Origin of the sequence: Agrobacterium tumefaciens (genome assembly GCA_025560025.1) — a bacterium.
GTDB lineage: Bacteria > Pseudomonadota > Alphaproteobacteria > Rhizobiales > Rhizobiaceae > Agrobacterium.
In genome coordinates, this window is sequence record CP048488.1 from 79,285 (window position 1) to 94,403 (window position 15,119).

13 protein-coding genes are annotated in these 15,119 nt (G+C 62.0%); 10 read left to right on the top strand and 3 right to left on the bottom strand.

Features of this window, described 5'->3' with window-relative positions:
- The first annotated feature begins 34 nt into the window (after positions 1-34).
- Together FY152_25865 and FY152_25870 are read left to right on the top strand one after the other, a co-directional pair.
- Entirely contained in the window at positions 35-1,153 is a 1,119-nt protein-coding gene (locus FY152_25865; protein UXS35722.1) for a hypothetical protein, read from the top strand.
- Positions 1,154-1,850: 697 nt separating this feature from the next.
- Positions 1,851-2,924 carry a DUF3991 domain-containing protein gene (locus FY152_25870; protein ID UXS35723.1) on the top strand — a complete coding sequence of 358 codons (1,074 nt, stop codon included), beginning with the start codon at positions 1,851-1,853 and terminating at the stop codon, positions 2,922-2,924.
- On the opposite strand, the gene FY152_25875 is transcribed toward FY152_25870, so the two are convergent.
- Positions 2,885-3,481: a mobile mystery protein B gene (locus tag FY152_25875; GenBank protein UXS35583.1), complete on the bottom strand. Its 597-nt coding sequence runs from the start codon at positions 3,479-3,481 to the stop codon at positions 2,885-2,887. The two genes, FY152_25870 and FY152_25875, sit on opposite strands and share 40 nt — an antisense overlap.
- A complete protein-coding gene (locus tag FY152_25880) occupies positions 3,478-3,939 on the bottom strand; it encodes a mobile mystery protein A (GenBank protein ID UXS35584.1) in 462 nt (153 codons plus the stop codon). The genes FY152_25875 and FY152_25880 overlap by 4 nt, the downstream gene beginning before the upstream one ends.
- Before the next feature lie 372 nt (positions 3,940-4,311).
- On the opposite strand from FY152_25880, the gene FY152_25885 reads away from it, so the two are divergent.
- The 8 genes from FY152_25885 (at position 4,312) to FY152_25920 (ending at position 14,599) form a co-directional block, all read left to right on the top strand.
- Complete coding sequence (locus tag FY152_25885; protein ID UXS35585.1) at positions 4,312-4,914, top strand: DUF1419 domain-containing protein; 603 nt, start codon at positions 4,312-4,314, stop codon at positions 4,912-4,914.
- A 12-nt stretch (positions 4,915-4,926) separates the two neighbouring features.
- Positions 4,927-5,328, top strand: coding sequence for a DUF3085 domain-containing protein (locus tag FY152_25890; GenBank protein UXS35586.1), 402 nt, complete (start codon positions 4,927-4,929; stop codon positions 5,326-5,328).
- Between the two features lie 129 nt (positions 5,329-5,457).
- Positions 5,458-10,539, top strand: coding sequence for a DEAD/DEAH box helicase family protein (locus FY152_25895; GenBank protein ID UXS35587.1), 5,082 nt, complete (start codon positions 5,458-5,460; stop codon positions 10,537-10,539).
- Between the two features lie 307 nt (positions 10,540-10,846).
- Complete coding sequence (locus FY152_25900) at positions 10,847-12,634, top strand: ParB N-terminal domain-containing protein (protein UXS35588.1); 1,788 nt, start codon at positions 10,847-10,849, stop codon at positions 12,632-12,634.
- A 96-nt stretch (positions 12,635-12,730) separates the two neighbouring features.
- Entirely contained in the window at positions 12,731-13,204 is a 474-nt protein-coding gene (locus tag FY152_25905; protein ID UXS35589.1) for a hypothetical protein, read from the top strand.
- A complete protein-coding gene (locus FY152_25910; protein ID UXS35590.1) occupies positions 13,201-14,088 on the top strand; it encodes a hypothetical protein in 888 nt (295 codons plus the stop codon). The genes FY152_25905 and FY152_25910 overlap by 4 nt, the downstream gene beginning before the upstream one ends.
- Positions 14,085-14,393 carry a hypothetical protein gene (locus FY152_25915; GenBank protein UXS35591.1) on the top strand — a complete coding sequence of 103 codons (309 nt, stop codon included), beginning with the start codon at positions 14,085-14,087 and terminating at the stop codon, positions 14,391-14,393. Before FY152_25910 ends, FY152_25915 begins: the two co-directional genes overlap by 4 nt.
- The gene (locus FY152_25920) at positions 14,390-14,599 is read left to right on the top strand and encodes a hypothetical protein (protein ID UXS35592.1); all 210 of its coding nucleotides are present in this window, start codon (positions 14,390-14,392) and stop codon (positions 14,597-14,599) included. The genes FY152_25915 and FY152_25920 overlap by 4 nt, the downstream gene beginning before the upstream one ends.
- Positions 14,600-14,618: 19 nt before the next feature.
- Here FY152_25920 and FY152_25925 read toward each other — a convergent pair whose 3' ends face one another.
- Positions 14,619-14,921, bottom strand: a complete 303-nt coding sequence (locus FY152_25925) for an alkylphosphonate utilization protein (GenBank protein ID UXS35593.1) — start codon at positions 14,919-14,921, stop codon at positions 14,619-14,621.
- Positions 14,922-15,119 lie beyond the last annotated feature (198 nt).

Here is a 15,119-nt window from a genome sequence, read left to right on the forward strand (position 1 = left end):
CGCAGCAATTTTAAAGCAAAATAAAGAGAACCTCATGATACGCGCTTTCAAATCATCGTCGAACTCAACCGAAATTATCAACCTCGACAGGGATGCCATCCGAGAAAACCATCGGAATGGTCGACAAACCAATATTATGTTCGACACCAATATCCTGATTGCAATCGAAAGCGCCTATAAGACCGGCCAGCGACACCAGGAACTTAAGAATGCTGGTGTTCTGGAACTCGCGAGACTCATCGAGAAGACCTCCAGGTCTGGCGTATTCATCTCGCCCGCAGCGGCTTACCAAGAACTGCCCCCAGCGCGTCGAGGCGACGTTGAAGCAGCGTTCGACAGGTTTCTTGCAGACTATCTGCCAAATTTCCGTGAGGACCCAAACTCGATGAAGGTTCCGTATGCTGGTGGAAAGATGGACCCTGAGCATTTTAGCGCGCTGTCGCTGGAGCGTCAGAAGGCAATCTCGTGCTCATATGCTTCGCTGCTCGCTATGAACGTCATACATCGATTAGAGGCGTTGAATGGCCTGGAAAAATTCGCCCTCTACATCGATTATTGCGCCGAGGTACTGGATCTCATCAGTCTCAAGGAACTGACGATCGCTCGATATGTCTTCGCCCCCGAAAATGGCTTAACTGACCAACTCAGGACGCGGAAAGTAGCTATCACAAACAACTTCGTGAAACTGAAAAAGGGTGGCGGCAAAGGCTTGACACCCGACAAAGTACTGGCGCGCATCGCTTTGAATGGAGCCAACGACCTGAAGCTGATTGCTGCTGCAGATATCGTGAACAATTCGCGCGAGCAGTTCAACTTCGGGATCATCGAGCATGATGTCTGGATCGCAACCAGCGACGACAAGCTCTACGAGTTTTGCTGCGCCTGCCCGGGCTACATGCGTCGGGAACGTGGCGGTCCCCTGGCTAGATATGTCGAGACACATACTGACATAAAAGGAACCCGCTACTGGCGGGATTCCATCGAAATACAGCAGCGCAGACTTGAGGAGCGTTATTTCGCAGTAGATCGCGAAAGGGAAATGGACTCAATCGTGCAGTCAGCCTTTGATATCGAGGCTGACCTGCTGAACGGTAAAGCTGACGATTATTTCAGACTAAGGTCATGGCGATCTCCGCGAGTGATGCACAACTAATAAGGGTCCTCGCCCCGGGCCTCTAGACGCAAGCGTTCGAACCCATGCTTTCACTCCTGCTCCTTTAGCTGTTGAGCCAGTACGGCAATGTCCTCGCTTTTCATCACGCGTTCCAATTTCTTCCGCTCTTCTCACCAGCTCAGTCTTACCGCGCTTCCGAATTGATACCAAAACCGGCCTCTGAGGAGAGCAGATCTCGGAGAGATCCGCATTCGCTATAAGGTTTGCTCCCGCATGATCATTGTCGGTTGAACGAGGTCCATAGGAGACGTGCCATTCCGCTCTTGATGGATGGCTTCCTGGTCCGGCCCCGGATCTCCGACGATCAACCCGCTGCGGGGTCGGCTAGCAAGCTGCCGCCGCTCGGCTTCGCCCTCGCGGTGATCGCGACCGGTTCCGGACACTGACGGGAGCCATCGAGCGGGAATGGCCCGCTCCAAAGATGGAGCCTTCAGATGAACACCGATCTTTCCCTTGCCCAAAACCACGCCTTTCAGCTTTCCCGCACTCTGATGGTTCCGGTCACGCTCTTCCGGTCCGGCGACGAGTTCGGCGTTCTCCCGAGCGACGAACTCGATGACGAAGACGATCTGGTAATCGTGCATGAATACGTTCCGGGCGGGTCTCATTGAGACCCTTCTCCCTCGTGCCGCTTGCGAGCGGCAGGCGGCAAGGGAAGCTGCGCCGCGGCTGCACGATCCGTCAGCGCAAGGTGCAGATCTGCAGGTTGCCAGCCGCGCCCTTGCCTTCTTTGCTCTTCGCGGCGTCCGGAGAGGAGCCCGCGGGTGCGGGGAAATGGAAATGGAAACAGAAGGAAGGGCGGACGCAATGCGCGTCGGGAAGAAAAATGGAAAAGAAGGAACTGGAAGACCTCAGGGTTCGGGTGCAATGCGCTGCCGCGCTGGAGAAGGCTGGGTTTGCCATCGACCTGAAGGAGAGCACCCGCAGGGCGGTCAAATTCCGCGGCGGCGGGGCCATAATCATCGTGATTCACGAGGGCAGGGGCTGGTTCGATCCGCTGTCCGATGCCAAGGGTGACGTGTTCGGTCTTGTCGAGCATCTCGACCGAGTGCCCTTTGTCGAAGCCCTCGACCATGTCGCATCGCTGGTCGACTTCGTCCCGAAGGAGCCGGTCTGGACCCACGCTGCGCGCGAGATCGATCTGCCGGCCGGAGTTTCAGAACGATGGACGAAGCGGCGCAAGCCGTGGCCGGGCTCGATGACCTGGCGCTATCTCCGCGACGAACGCTGCGTTCCGGAAGCAACCATCCGCGCAGCGCTCCGGCATGATCTCGTGCGCGAAGGTCCGCGCGGCAGTATGTGGGCCGCGCACCGTGACAGCGAGGGCGCCGTCTCCGGCTGGGAGGAGCGCGGGCCGGAATGGCGCGGCTTTTCCACCGGGGGAGCGAAAGTGTTGTTCAGGTTCGGCGCGATCCATGCGCCGCGCCTTTGCGTGACGGAGGCTGCCATCGACGCCATGAGCCTTGCCGCGCTGGAGAGTAATCGGCGCGATACCCTCTATGTCAGTACCGGCGGCGGCTGGGCCCCTGCCACCGATGCGGCGATCCGTTTATTGGCGGCGCGGAAGGGTATGTCGGTGGTCGCCGCCACGGATAATAACGCGCAGGGCGATATTTACGCTGATCGGTTGGAAGCAATTGCCCGGGACGCCGACTGCAGATTTGAGCGCCACCGTCCCCACCACGAGGACTGGAACGAGGACCTTTGCGCTCAGCTGCGCGCGAATTCGAGGAGAGGCGCGATGTCGTGATTATCCGCGGCCTGCAGTGCCGCGACGTACCGTGTGCGCAGATCTCCCACGTCGCCCAGGCTTCCGCTACCCCACCCGAAGGGCTCAGCGCCCAGTTTTTCCACGAGCAGATCGGCGGCCAGCCGCGCGTGACGTCCGTTGCCGTTCGGAAACGGATGGATGGCGACCAGGCGATGGTGGAAACGTATTGCGATCTCGTCCGGCGCGAATGTCTCATGCTCGACCCAATACCGAACGTCATCGAGCAGCACCGTGAGTTCGACCGGAATTCGGTAGGCCTGGATGCCGATATTGCGCTCCGTCGTTCGGAAGCTGCCTGCCCATTGCCAGACCTCGCCGAACATGCGTCGATGCAATGTACGCATGAAGTCTTCGGTCAGCATCCTGTCGACCGGCATGCGCCGTCGTCCACGCGCCCAGGCGGCGCCCTCGACGATGTTCTCCTGTTCCGCCTCGTTGAGATCCCGCCTGTGGGTGATCCAGCTTTGAAGCAGGCCCTCGCGCTCCTGTGGCTCGAGCGGTGTTGCGTCCTCGGGTTCCTGGAAGAGGTCGGTCATCTTTCTGACCAGAGGTCGCGCTCGGAAAGCTGGTCGCGGATGTAGGCCTGGAGACGGGCTTCAAGATCGCCATTGTCTGTTCCCTGCGCTTCGAGGCGCATTGTGTGTGCGACCCGTTGCAGTTCGCGCATTGCGATCTTGCGCGCGCGTTCGGTCACGGCGGCCTCGAGCGACGTATTCGGGACCAATGCGTAGACCAGCGTGCAGTCGAGTGCCTCTGCCGCACGCCGCAACGTACTGAGCTGGATTGTTCCGGATGCCTCCGACTTCTCGATCGCTTCCACGGTCTGGGGCCGGATTCCCATCCTTGAACCGAGCTGCGCTCCTGTCATGCCGAGCGCGTCGCGCAACGCCCGGACCCATCCTTTTGGCGGTGCCCTGAAGCCCTCTGCCGGCTGCAGCCCGCGAAGGCGCTCGTCAAGCCTTCTGCGCGCTCGCTTTCTTGCGTCGTCCTTCATCGTTCACCTTTCTACCGCGGCTGATCATCAGACAACAGGCTGATTGTTGCGTACAAATTATCAGTTTACACCCTGATTATCAATGCCGAACAATCAGCCCCAAGTATGATAAGACGAGTGATTGAAACAGCCTGTGAGCTGATTTCACCTGAATGAAATAGCAAGGAGGGGAAGGAAGAGAAGGGAACGGGAAGGCCGTCTGCCGCATGCCCGCCAGCCGCGTCAAGGGTAAAGCTTCGCCCGCTGCGCGGCCCTTGACCCGTCCGGGCGGAGAGGCGGCGCCAAGGAGGGGTCAGGAAGGGCTGAAGAGGATGGCGACATCGCGAGGATGAGCCGCGTGTCCTTCCCGATAAGGCTGAAAGGAGCCTGCCCATGACCGTCTCTTCGATACGAAAAGTCTTTGAAGGCATCGCCGACCGCCGGCAGATGTTCCGCATGTTCGACCGCCACGCGCAACGCCCGAACCGTTGGGAGGGTGACGATAGCGCGCTCTATCGAGGCGAATGGTTCGAAATCGCCCAAGCCCAGCACGACTACATGTTCGAGATCCTGCCGCCGCTGTTCATGCGAGGCGACATGTTCGCCATGCGCGAGTTCCTCACCGGAAGCATCACGAGTATTTTCTTCACCCTGAAGATCGATGACCGCATGCGGTATTTCCATGCCTACTGCGACTTGTCCGACAAGGGCTCGCCGGAACGGATGCGCGGCGCAATCGCAGAGCGGGAAACCCGGCCCGTTCGGGCGATGACGCGCGAGGAACGCCTGGACCACATCTGGTCGAGCAGCCACGATGACTATCGCGGCTATGCCGGCGAGCGCTGGCCGGAACACGACCACGGCAAGCGGACCGTGCTGTTCTACGGCGGACGCCAGGGCACCGGCCTGAAGCTGCTCGACGACCTCACGGATGCGGAGATCGCGTCGAAGCTGCCGGTGCATCTGCGGTACCTCCCCGACGCGATCGCGGCTTGACGGGAGGCGGCGATGTTCACCTTTTCCGTGACGGACATCCACGTCGTCATGATGCACGGACGGCTGGACGCCTACCTCAACGGCGGTTTCCGCAATCCCCACTACGGTGTGTTTCCGGGCCGCGATGAGAAGCCCGGTCTTTGGTTGGTCGGCGACGAGGGCGTCTACATCCTCTCCAATGGTAAGCTCGCCGAAGGGCAGCGGCCGTTCGTCGTCTATGCCGAAGAGTGCGATCCGAAGACCAACCCTGACTACTGGCACTACAAGCGCCAGCATTTCGGCGGCGATGACGGCGTCGAGTTTCTCGATGGCGCCATGCTCGTGAAACTGATCGCGGCAAGCCCCGGCTGCACGCATCTGAAGATCGCGTTCCTGCAGGACTCGATGCAGCTCTTCGTGATCGAGCGAAACTAGCGATCCTTCGACAGTCGCCATCTGGCGGCGGTCAAGCCCACCCAATCCCCCTCATCCCACGCATGTCGCCGGCCGACTGGAACCTTCCAGCGGGACGGCGACGCGCGCCTTCACCCAGGAGATTTCAGCATGTCACATGACGAGCACTTCACCATCGATCTTTTCGGCAACACTGCGCTTTCGTCCGGCCTCGGCCTTGGCGTGACGGCCTTCGGCAGCAACTTCGAACCAGACGATGATCCCGATCCTACAACTCCAGCGCCGGCTTTGCCGATCGCCTCAGTCGTGCGACCGTCGTCCCGGCAGTGCCGTGCCCGTGGCCTGAACTTCAATCTCGCCGATGACCGTGGTCTCGCCCGCAGCTGGAAGGACCGTGCGCGCGACAATATTGCAGCGATCCGGCTCGCTGCCGAGATCGAGGCGAGCGAACGTCCTGCGACGCGCGAGGAACAGGAGACGCTGATCCGCTTCACCGGCTTCGGCGCGTCCGATCTTGCCAACGGCGTCTTCCGCCGTCCGGGCGAGCTCGAATTCCGCAAGGGCTGGGACGAGATCGGTTCCGATCTGGAGGATGCGGTCGGCGAGACCGACTATGCCTCGCTTGCCCGCTGCACCCAGTATGCCCATTTCACACCGGAGTTCATCGTCAGGGCGATATGGTCAGGGCTTCAGCGCCTCGGATGGCGCGGCGGCCGGGTGCTGGAGCCGGGAATCGGCACAGGCCTGTTTCCGGCGCTGATGCCGGAAGCGCTTCGTGATCTGTCGCACGTCACCGGCGTTGAACTCGATCCCGTAACGGCATGCATCGTCCGGCTGTTGCAGCCGCGCGCGCGGATCCTCACTGGAGATTTTGCGCGCACGGAATTGCCAGCGAGCTTCGACCTCGCCATCGGCAATCCGCCGTTCTCCGACCGGACCGTGCGATCAGACCGGGCTTATCGCTCGCTCGGTCTGAGACTTCACGACTACTTCGTCGCCCGGTCGATCGACCTGTTGAAGCCGGGCGCTTTCGCCGCCTTTGTCACGAGCTCCGGCACGATGGACAAGGCGGATTCGGCGGCGCGCCAACATATCGCGACGACCGCGGATCTGATTGCGGCTATCCGCCTGCCAGAAGGCAGTTTCCGAGCCGACGCAGGCACGGACGTCGTCGTGGACATCCTTTTCTTCCGCAAGCGCAAGGTCGCCGAGCCCGAGCGCGATCTCTCGTGGCTCGACATCGAGGAGGTGCGGCCAGCGACCGGCGACGAGGGCGCCATCCGGGTGAACAGATGGTTCGCGCGGCATCCGGATTTCGTGCTCGGCACCCATGCTCTCATCACCGGTCCCTTCGGCGAGACCTATACATGCCTTTCGCGTGGCAGCGAGGACCTCGTCGTCGCGTTGTCCGCCGCCGTCCATCTTCTTCCGGAAGGCCACTATGACGGCGAGCCCACCGAGATTGATCTCGATCTTGAAGAAGCCACCGACACGGCGCCTGTCGACCTGCCGTCCGACCGGCTTGTGCGTGAAGGCAGCTTCTTCTTCGACAACGCGAAGGGCCTGATGCAGGTCATCGACGGGGAGCCCGTTGCTGTGAAAGTCCGCAAGGGCCGTAGCGCCGACGGCATCCCGGAGAAGCATGTCCGCATCATCCGGAAGCTCATTCCAATACGCGACGCCGTCCGTGAGGTGCTGAAAGCCCAGGAGCAGGACCGGCCCTGGAAGGATTTGCAGGTCAGGCTGCGCATCGCCTGGTCGAGCTTCGTGCGCGACTTCGGTCCGATCAACCACACCACGGTCTCGATCACCGAGGATCCGGAGTCTGGCGAGACACGCGAGAGCCATCGCCGCCCGAACCTGCAGCCGTTCGCGGACGATCCCGATTGCTGGCTGGTCGCCTCGATTGAGGACTACGACCTCGAAAACGACACCGCGAAGCCCGGCGCGATCTTCACCGAGCGTGTCATCTCGCCGCCCGCACCGCCTGTCATCACCAGTGCGGCAGATGCACTCGCCGTGGTGCTCAACGAACGCGGGCGCGTCGATCTCGACCATATCGCGGAACTTCTGCACCGTGATCCAGACGATGTCGTCGCTGAGCTCGGCAGTGCGATCTTCCGCGATCCCGCCGATGGCTCGTGGCAGATGGCCGACGCCTATCTGTCCGGTCCGGTTCGCGACAAACTCAAGGTTGCTGAAGCCGCGGCCGCGCTCGATCCCGTCTATAACCGTAACGTCACCGCTCTGGCGGGCGTTCAGCCGGTCGATCTTCGACCTTCCGACATCACCGCCCGTCTAGGCGCTCCATGGATACCGGCCGCCGACGTCGTCGCCTTCGTCAAGGAGATGATGGGAAACGATATCCGGATCCATCATATGCCCGAACTGGCGTCATGGACCGTCGAGGCCCGACAGCTCGGCTATCTGGCCGCGGGAACGTCCGAATGGGGAACGGACCGCCGCCACGCAGGCGAACTGCTGTCCGATGCCCTGAACAGCCGGGTGCCGCAGATCTTCGATACGATCAGGGATGGCGACAGCGAAAGGCGGGTTCTCAACGTCGTCGATACCGAGGCTGCAAAGGAAAAGCTTCACAAGATCAAGGACGCCTTCCAGCGCTGGATATGGTCCGATCCCGATCGCACCGACCGGCTCGCGCGCGTCTATAATGACCGCTTCAACAACATCGCACCGCGAAAGTTCAACGGAGATCATCTCAACCTTCCAGGCGCCTCGGGCGCCTTTGTTCTTTATGGACACCAAAAGCGCGGGATCTGGAGGATCATCTCGTCCGGCTCGACCTATCTTGCCCATGCCGTCGGCGCCGGCAAAACCATGACGATGGCGGCAAGCATCATGGAGCAGCGGCGTCTCGGCCTGATCGCCAAGGCGATGCAGATTGTGCCGGGGCATTGCCTTGCGCAGGCGGCACGCGAGTTCCTGGCGCTCTATCCAACGGCTCGTATCCTCGTTGCCGACGAGACGAATTTTTCGAAGGACAAGCGGGCCCGGTTCCTGTCGCGCGCGGCGACGGCGACCTGGGATGCGATCATCATCACGCATTCCGCCTTCAGGTTCATCGGCGTGCCGGCGGCATTTGAAAGCCAAATGATTCACGATGAGCTGGAGCTCTACGAGACCCTGCTGCTGAAGGTCGAGGATGAGGACCGGGTGTCCCGCAAACGGCTGGAGCGCCTGAAGGAAGGCCTGCAGGAGCGGCTCGAAGCGCTTTCCACCCGCAAGGATGATCTTCTCACGATCGCCGAGATCGGCGTCGACCAGATCATCGTCGACGAGGCGCATGAGTTCCGCAAGCTCTCCTTTGCCACCAATATGAGTACGTTGAAGGGGGTCGATCCGAACGGCTCGCAGCGGGCCTGGGACCTCTATGTGAAGTCGCGCTTCATCGAGACGATCAATCCCGGCCGAGCGCTCGTGCTTGCGTCGGGCACGCCGATCACCAACACGCTCGGCGAAATGTTCTCGGTCCAGCGGCTGATGGGCCATGCCGCGCTGGAGGAGCGTGGCCTGCACGAGTTCGATGCCTGGGCGTCGACGTTCGGCGACACCACCACCGAACTGGAGCTTCAGCCATCCGGCAAGTACAAGCCGGTCTCCCGCTTCGCGAGCTTCGTCAACGTGCCCGAGCTGATCGCGATGTTCCGGAGCTTCGCGGATGTCGTGATGCCGGCGGATTTGCGCGAGTATGTAAAGGTGCCGGCGATCTCGACCGGCAGGCGCCAGATTGTCACGTCGAAGCCGACACAGGCGTTCAAGCACTACCAGATGGTGCTGGCCGAGCGCATCAAGGCGATCGAGGAGCGCGAAGGGCCGCCGCAGCCGGGCGACGACATCCTGCTCTCCGTTATCACGGACGGCCGGCATGCGGCGATCGACCTGCGCCTCGTGGATGCCGACAATGACAATGAGGCGGACAACAAGCTCAACAACCTCATCTCGAACGCCTTCCGCATCTGGAAGGTGACGGCAGGCAGCGTCTATCTCCGTCATGACAGCAAGCCGTTCGAGGTGCCAGGTGCTGCGCAGATGATCTTTTCCGACCTGGGCACCATCAGCGTCGAAAAGACGAGGGGCTTCTCCGCCTATCGCTGGATTCGCGACGAGCTGATCCGCCTAGGCGTGCCGGCGTCGGAGATCGCCTTCATGCAGGACTTCAAGAAGTCGGAGGCGAAGCAGCGCCTGTTCGGCGACGTTCGGGCCGGCAGGGTCCGGTTCCTCATCGGTTCGTCGGAGACGATGGGAACCGGGGTCAACGTCCAGCTCCGCCTGAAGGCGCTGCACCATCTCGACGTCCCCTGGCTTCCCTCGCAGATCGAGCAGCGCGAGGGCCGCATCGTTCGGCAGGGCAACCAGCACGACGAGGTCGATATCTTCGCCTACGCGACCGAAGGCAGCCTCGATGCCACGATGTGGCAGAACAACGAGCGAAAGGCCCGCTTCATCGCTGCCGCGCTCTCCGGCGACACCTCGATCCGGCGGCTGGAAGATATAGGCGAGGGGCAGGCCAACCAGTTCGCAATGGCGAAAGCCATCGCGTCGGGCGATCAGCGGCTCATGCAAAAGGCGGGGCTTGAAGCGGACATCGCCCGGCTGGAACGGCTTCGTGCAGCGCATATCGACGACCAGCACGCCGTTCGCAGGCAGCTTCGCGACGCCGAGCGCGACATTGAGGTGTGGACACGGCGGATTGCGGAGATCGGTCAGGACATCACGCGGCTGGTTCCGACCACTGGCGAGGTCTTCACCATGACGGTCGCGGGGAAAGACTACTCCGAACGCAAGGAGGCGGGCCGCGCCCTTCTGAAGGAGATCCTGACCCTAGTCCAGCTCAGCCAAGAGGGCGAGGCCGTCATCGCCTCGATCGGCGGTTTCGAGCTCGAATATCACGGCCAGCGTTATGGCAAGGATGGCTATCGCTACACCACCATGCTGAAGCGAACCGGCGCGGACTACGAGATCGAGCTTCCGATTACGGTGACGCCGCTCGGGGCTGTTTCACGCCTCGAGCACGCGCTCGACGATTTCGATGGCGAGCGGGAGCGCTATCGCCAGCGTCTCGGCGACGCCCGCCGCAGGTTGGCGTCGTACCAGTCGCGCGGCGAAGGCAGTGAATTCGCATTCGCCGGGGAACTGGCCGAAAAACACCGGCAGCTTGCCGAGGTCGAGACGGCCCTGGCGGCTGATGTCGGTGAGCGGATCGCGGCTTGACAAGCGACACTCGTGACAACATCTGCCCGCACGGACGCTCTTTTGGAATGAGAAAATAAGGAAGGGGGAAGCTTGCTCGCAGATCGGGCAGGCCGCTGACGCTTGCGCTCAACCGCGGCACTGCGCAATCCCGGCCCATCGTCCTGCGCAGGGCTGTAAGCCCCGCTTGGCCAGCCGGGCAGGGATGCTCGGCCGCAGTTGCACGGGCCCGTCCGCTCCGCGGTCCGGGAAGTGTCTTCGGAAAGAACTGAAGACGGAAAAGGGCCGGCAAGGCGCCGGCTCACCAATCCCGGAAGGAGCCAATCTCATGCAAATCCTCAAACTCGATCCCCGTGCGCTGAAGGACAATCCCGACGACACGCGTCGCTCGAAATCCTCGCCGCAGTCTGACGCGCTGTTGCTCGCGACGGTAAAAGCGGTCGGCATCATCCAGCCGCCGGTCATCTCACCGGAAATCGACGGTGGCAATGGCTACATCATCCAGGCCGGACACCGCCGCGTGAAGCAGGCTATCGCAGCGGGAATGGAGGAAATCACCGTCCTCGTCGTCGAAGCTGCCAACGACAACGGTGCAATGCGCTCGATGGTGGAAAACATCGCCCGCGAGCCGCTCAACCCCGTCGACCAATGGCGCGGCATCGAACGCCTGGTTGCGCTGGGCTGGACCGAGGAAGCGATCGGTGTGGCGCTCGCACTGCCGGTCCGCCAGATCAGGAAGCTCAGACTCCTGGCCAATGTGCTGCCTCCCATGCTCGACCATATGGCGCTCGGCGACATGCCGAACGAGCAGCAGCTCCGGACCATCGCCGCAGCCTCGCTCGATGAGCAGAAGGAGGTGTGGAAGGCAAACAAGCCCAAAAAGTCCGAGCGAGCCGACTGGTACAATATTTCTCGGGCGCTCTCGAAGACCCGCATGTTCGCCAAGGATGCGAGCTTCGGGGATGATCTCGCCGCTGCCTACGGCATCGAATGGGTAGAGGATCTGTTCGCCCCGGCCGACCAGGACAGCCGCTACACCACCAACGTGGAAGCGTTTCTCGGCGCCCAACAGGAATGGATGACGAGCAACCTTCCGAAGAAGGGGGCGATCATCGAGGTCAACAACTGGGGTCAGCCGGAACTGCCGAAGAAGGCGGAGCGCGTTTACGGCAAGCCGTCCAAGTCCGATCACGTCGGGATGTATCTCGACCGTGACGGCAAGGTGCAGTCGGTGGCGTACAGGGTACCCGAGGAGAAGAAGAAAGGCAAAGGTGGCGCGGCCACTGTGGGCGGTCTGCCCGAGACTGACGACACCGTCGTTGATGCACCAAAGTCCCGGCCGGAGGTAACCCAGAAAGGCCAGGACATGATCGGTGACTTCCGCACCGATGCCCTGCATGAGGCTCTTGGACGCGCCCCGATCGAGGACGACATGCTGATGGCCCTGCTCGTGCTTGCATTCGCCGGCCTGAACGTCCGCGTCGATTCCGGCGCCAGCGATACCGTGTTCGGACCGAAGCGTTTCAAGCGCCACGCCGCCCGGCTGATCGGCGAAGACGGCAGGCTCGCCTTCGACGGGGAGACGCTGCGCGTGGCCGCGCGTTCGATGCTGATCGATGTGCTGTCGTGCCGCCGGGGTATGTCCAACAGCGGCGTGATCTCCCGAATCGCAGGAGACGCGATCGGCGCCGACAACTTCCTGCCGAACATGGGCTCGGAGGACTTTCTGCTGTGCCTGTCTCGCCAGGCGATGGAAGCGGCTGCGAAGGAAGCCAACGTCCTTCCGCGCCAGAAGGTGCGGGAGACGCGCGCGGCTCTCGTCGACCACTTCAGGCAAGAACGCTTCGTTCACACCGCCGCACTCTTCGCGCCCGATCCGCAGGACATCGTGGATCTGATCAAGAGTGGTGAGGTGCTCGATGGCGACACCAAGGGTCATGACGGTAGGGACGACAACAGCGCGGAAGAAGAAGACGTCGATGGTTCCGCCCTTGGTGAGGAAGAAGGCCTCGCCACCCCCGAAGACGAGGCCGACCTTCCAGACAGCGCCGACGACGCTCCCGAAGCCGTCGATCCTGACCAAGAGCAGGATGCTTACGGGATCGCTGCTGAGTAGCCGCGTCCCTCGTTCCCCTTCCGAATGAATGTCCGCCGCCGGTGATTTCCACCGGCGGCGGCTTCGTTTCCACCCCTGAAGATCAAGGAGATCAACATGTCCGCATATCTCGCATTCCTGGTCCCGATCGGCACCGTTCTGGCGTGGGCCGACGGCCAGCCGCGCCCGCCGGAGCGCCATCGCAAAAAGCTGTCCGCGTGGAAGACCAACAACAGCAGCGGCCGGCTGATCCGCAAGCAGGATGAGCGCGGCGCCGGCGACATCATCCTGCCGCCCAGCTTCACGCTGCACGAAGGCGACTATGGCGGCGGCGGTGTTAATACGATCCGCGTCCACCGCACATTTTCGCTGGAAGCCAGCCTGATGTTCACCATCGTCGAACGCCCGGCGGTCGGCAGTTGCCGTGTCTTCGACCGCCCCGGCGATAGCGCCGAGCTCGTCCATCTCGCGGCGAGCCGGCAGGCTGCGCAGGAATGGCTGACCACCCATGGCTACCCGTCCGCCGTCCTCGAGGACGTCACGGCGGATGAGATCGCCGCCGATGTCGTGGAAGGGAGGGCTGCCGCATGATCGATCTTCCCACCACACACATGCCCGACTGCATCCCCGGATTTCCGGGGGTTTCCTTTGGTCTGTCCTGCGAAGGCTTTCCCGTCGCCCGCGTCGGCGATCACGCCTTTGCCATGCTGCCAGGTCATGCCGGACGGCATTATCTGGCCACCGGCTGGAAGATTGGGCGTCCGTTTCCCGAGTGGCGACGGGGAGACTTCTACGGCCATTCCGGCGAACTCACTGACGAGGCGGCGTTTAGTGCACACGTCCTTGAACAGGCCGAACATCAGCGCGAAAAACAGGTGCTCGGACGTCGAAATATCGCCACCCACGTGCATACGCCATGGGGTTCGTCCCAGCACTCGACAACCTATGCCGAGGGGGTCGAATTCCACTCCAGTGCAAGCCACGGCGGCTTCAGGCTCTCGGCCGATCGAAACCGCACGGTCCATCCGCTGCTCCGGGCGGACGACGGGTGCTACGAGGAGGATTGCGCTTGGGCTGCCGTGGCGCTCACCTTCCCTGAACTGTTCACCAGCTTCGAGAAGCGTTGCGCCAGCGACACGCTAAAGGATTGGGAGCCCGATGCGTGGGAGGCGATTTTCGCGACTGTGCTTACTCCCGGCGAATCTCATGTGAAGGATCGCCGCGCGTTCGAACTCGAGCACGCCGGCGACTGGATCGTGATCTCGGCACTTCGATCCGATCATCATCCGGGCATGACCGAGGTGATCGCCACGCGCGGAGGCAGGCGCGATCATGGCGGCGCGGAACGGCGATTTCTCGTACCGTCACCCGAATACGAAGCAGGCCGTTTCGGCTTCATCATCGATGAAGCGCGCCACGCAGCCTACGACGGCCCATCAAGCTTTGTCTCGTGGACGGGGAGGACGTCGGCATGAACCGGTCCATCGATCGACAGGCGGAATTGCGGCGCATGGAAGAAGCGTGCCGGCAGACGCGGCATCAGCTCGATATGATCGACCGCCAGATCATTCGCAGGATGACCGCGCTGATCCCATCGCTTGGGCGGCGCAAACACGGATATCGCCGCGGCAGGCCTCTCGAACCCGACGCCTTCCTCACCCGCTACCGCTCCAATCTTGCGGCGATCACCGCGCAGCGCCAGCCAGAGATCGATGCTCTGACGCGCAAGCTTATGCGTCAGCAGTCCGCGATTGCGGCATTGCAGGAGACGATACCATGAAGCGCCATGAACCGCTTCCGTCCCTCACGGATCAGGAGGTAAAGGCGCTTCAGGATTACGCGGCCAGGCACGGCCGATCCTGGAAGCGCATTCTCAACACCGTCTGGATGGGCGAAGGGCGCTGCGATGACGGCCAGATCCTTCGCAAGTTGCGCAACACGCACGGCCCAACCTGGCTGGACTGCTATCGGCTGCCGAAACCTTGAGCAATCGGCAGAGCCCTGATCAACGCTTGCGCACGAACTCGGTGCGCAGGACCAGGCCTTTGATTGCGTTATGCCGGCAGTCAACTTCCGGATTGTCGGTCAGCCGGATCGAGCGGATGACCGTGCCCTGCTTCAGGGTCTGGCCGGCGCCTTTCACCTTCAGGTCCTTGATCAGCACGACGGACTCGCCATCGGCCAGCACGTGGCCGGGGGCGTCGCGCACTTGAGCGGCCTTTGTTTTCTCTACCGCAATTTCTGATGCTGGACGCCATTCACCGGTCAGTTCGTCGTACATATAGTCGTCGTCGTTCTGGTCACTCATCTGGTGTTTCCTTTTGCGAATACTTGTTCGCTGGTCGTGATATCAGGTGGGCGTCTATCGTGGATTGGTGCGGCGAGCAAACCCAGCGGTTGGCGCCGGCCTATCAGGCAGATCGGCAACCCATCCTGGCGGTGCGGAGGCGGCTGACACACGCGGATCGAATGGGTCGGCTCATCGAGGCAGATCTGGCGCGTGCCT

Coding starts and splice junctions, on each gene's coding strand:
- FY152_25890 (UXS35586.1), top strand. CDS start 4,927: ATGTTCACCTTTTCCGTGACGGACATCCACGTCGTCATGATGCACGGA.
- FY152_25920 (UXS35592.1), top strand. CDS start 14,390: ATGAAGCGCCATGAACCGCTTCCGTCCCTCACGGATCAGGAGGTAAAG.
- FY152_25900 (UXS35588.1), top strand. CDS start 10,847: ATGCAAATCCTCAAACTCGATCCCCGTGCGCTGAAGGACAATCCCGAC.
- FY152_25910 (UXS35590.1), top strand. CDS start 13,201: ATGATCGATCTTCCCACCACACACATGCCCGACTGCATCCCCGGATTT.
- FY152_25905 (UXS35589.1), top strand. CDS start 12,731: ATGTCCGCATATCTCGCATTCCTGGTCCCGATCGGCACCGTTCTGGCG.
- FY152_25885 (UXS35585.1), top strand. CDS start 4,312: ATGACCGTCTCTTCGATACGAAAAGTCTTTGAAGGCATCGCCGACCGC.
- FY152_25875 (UXS35583.1), bottom strand. CDS start 3,481: ATGACCGACCTCTTCCAGGAACCCGAGGACGCAACACCGCTCGAGCCA.
- FY152_25925 (UXS35593.1), bottom strand. CDS start 14,921: ATGAGTGACCAGAACGACGACGACTATATGTACGACGAACTGACCGGT.
- FY152_25895 (UXS35587.1), top strand. CDS start 5,458: ATGTCACATGACGAGCACTTCACCATCGATCTTTTCGGCAACACTGCG.
- FY152_25915 (UXS35591.1), top strand. CDS start 14,085: ATGAACCGGTCCATCGATCGACAGGCGGAATTGCGGCGCATGGAAGAA.
- FY152_25880 (UXS35584.1), bottom strand. CDS start 3,939: ATGAAGGACGACGCAAGAAAGCGAGCGCGCAGAAGGCTTGACGAGCGC.
- FY152_25865 (UXS35722.1), top strand. CDS start 35: ATGATACGCGCTTTCAAATCATCGTCGAACTCAACCGAAATTATCAAC.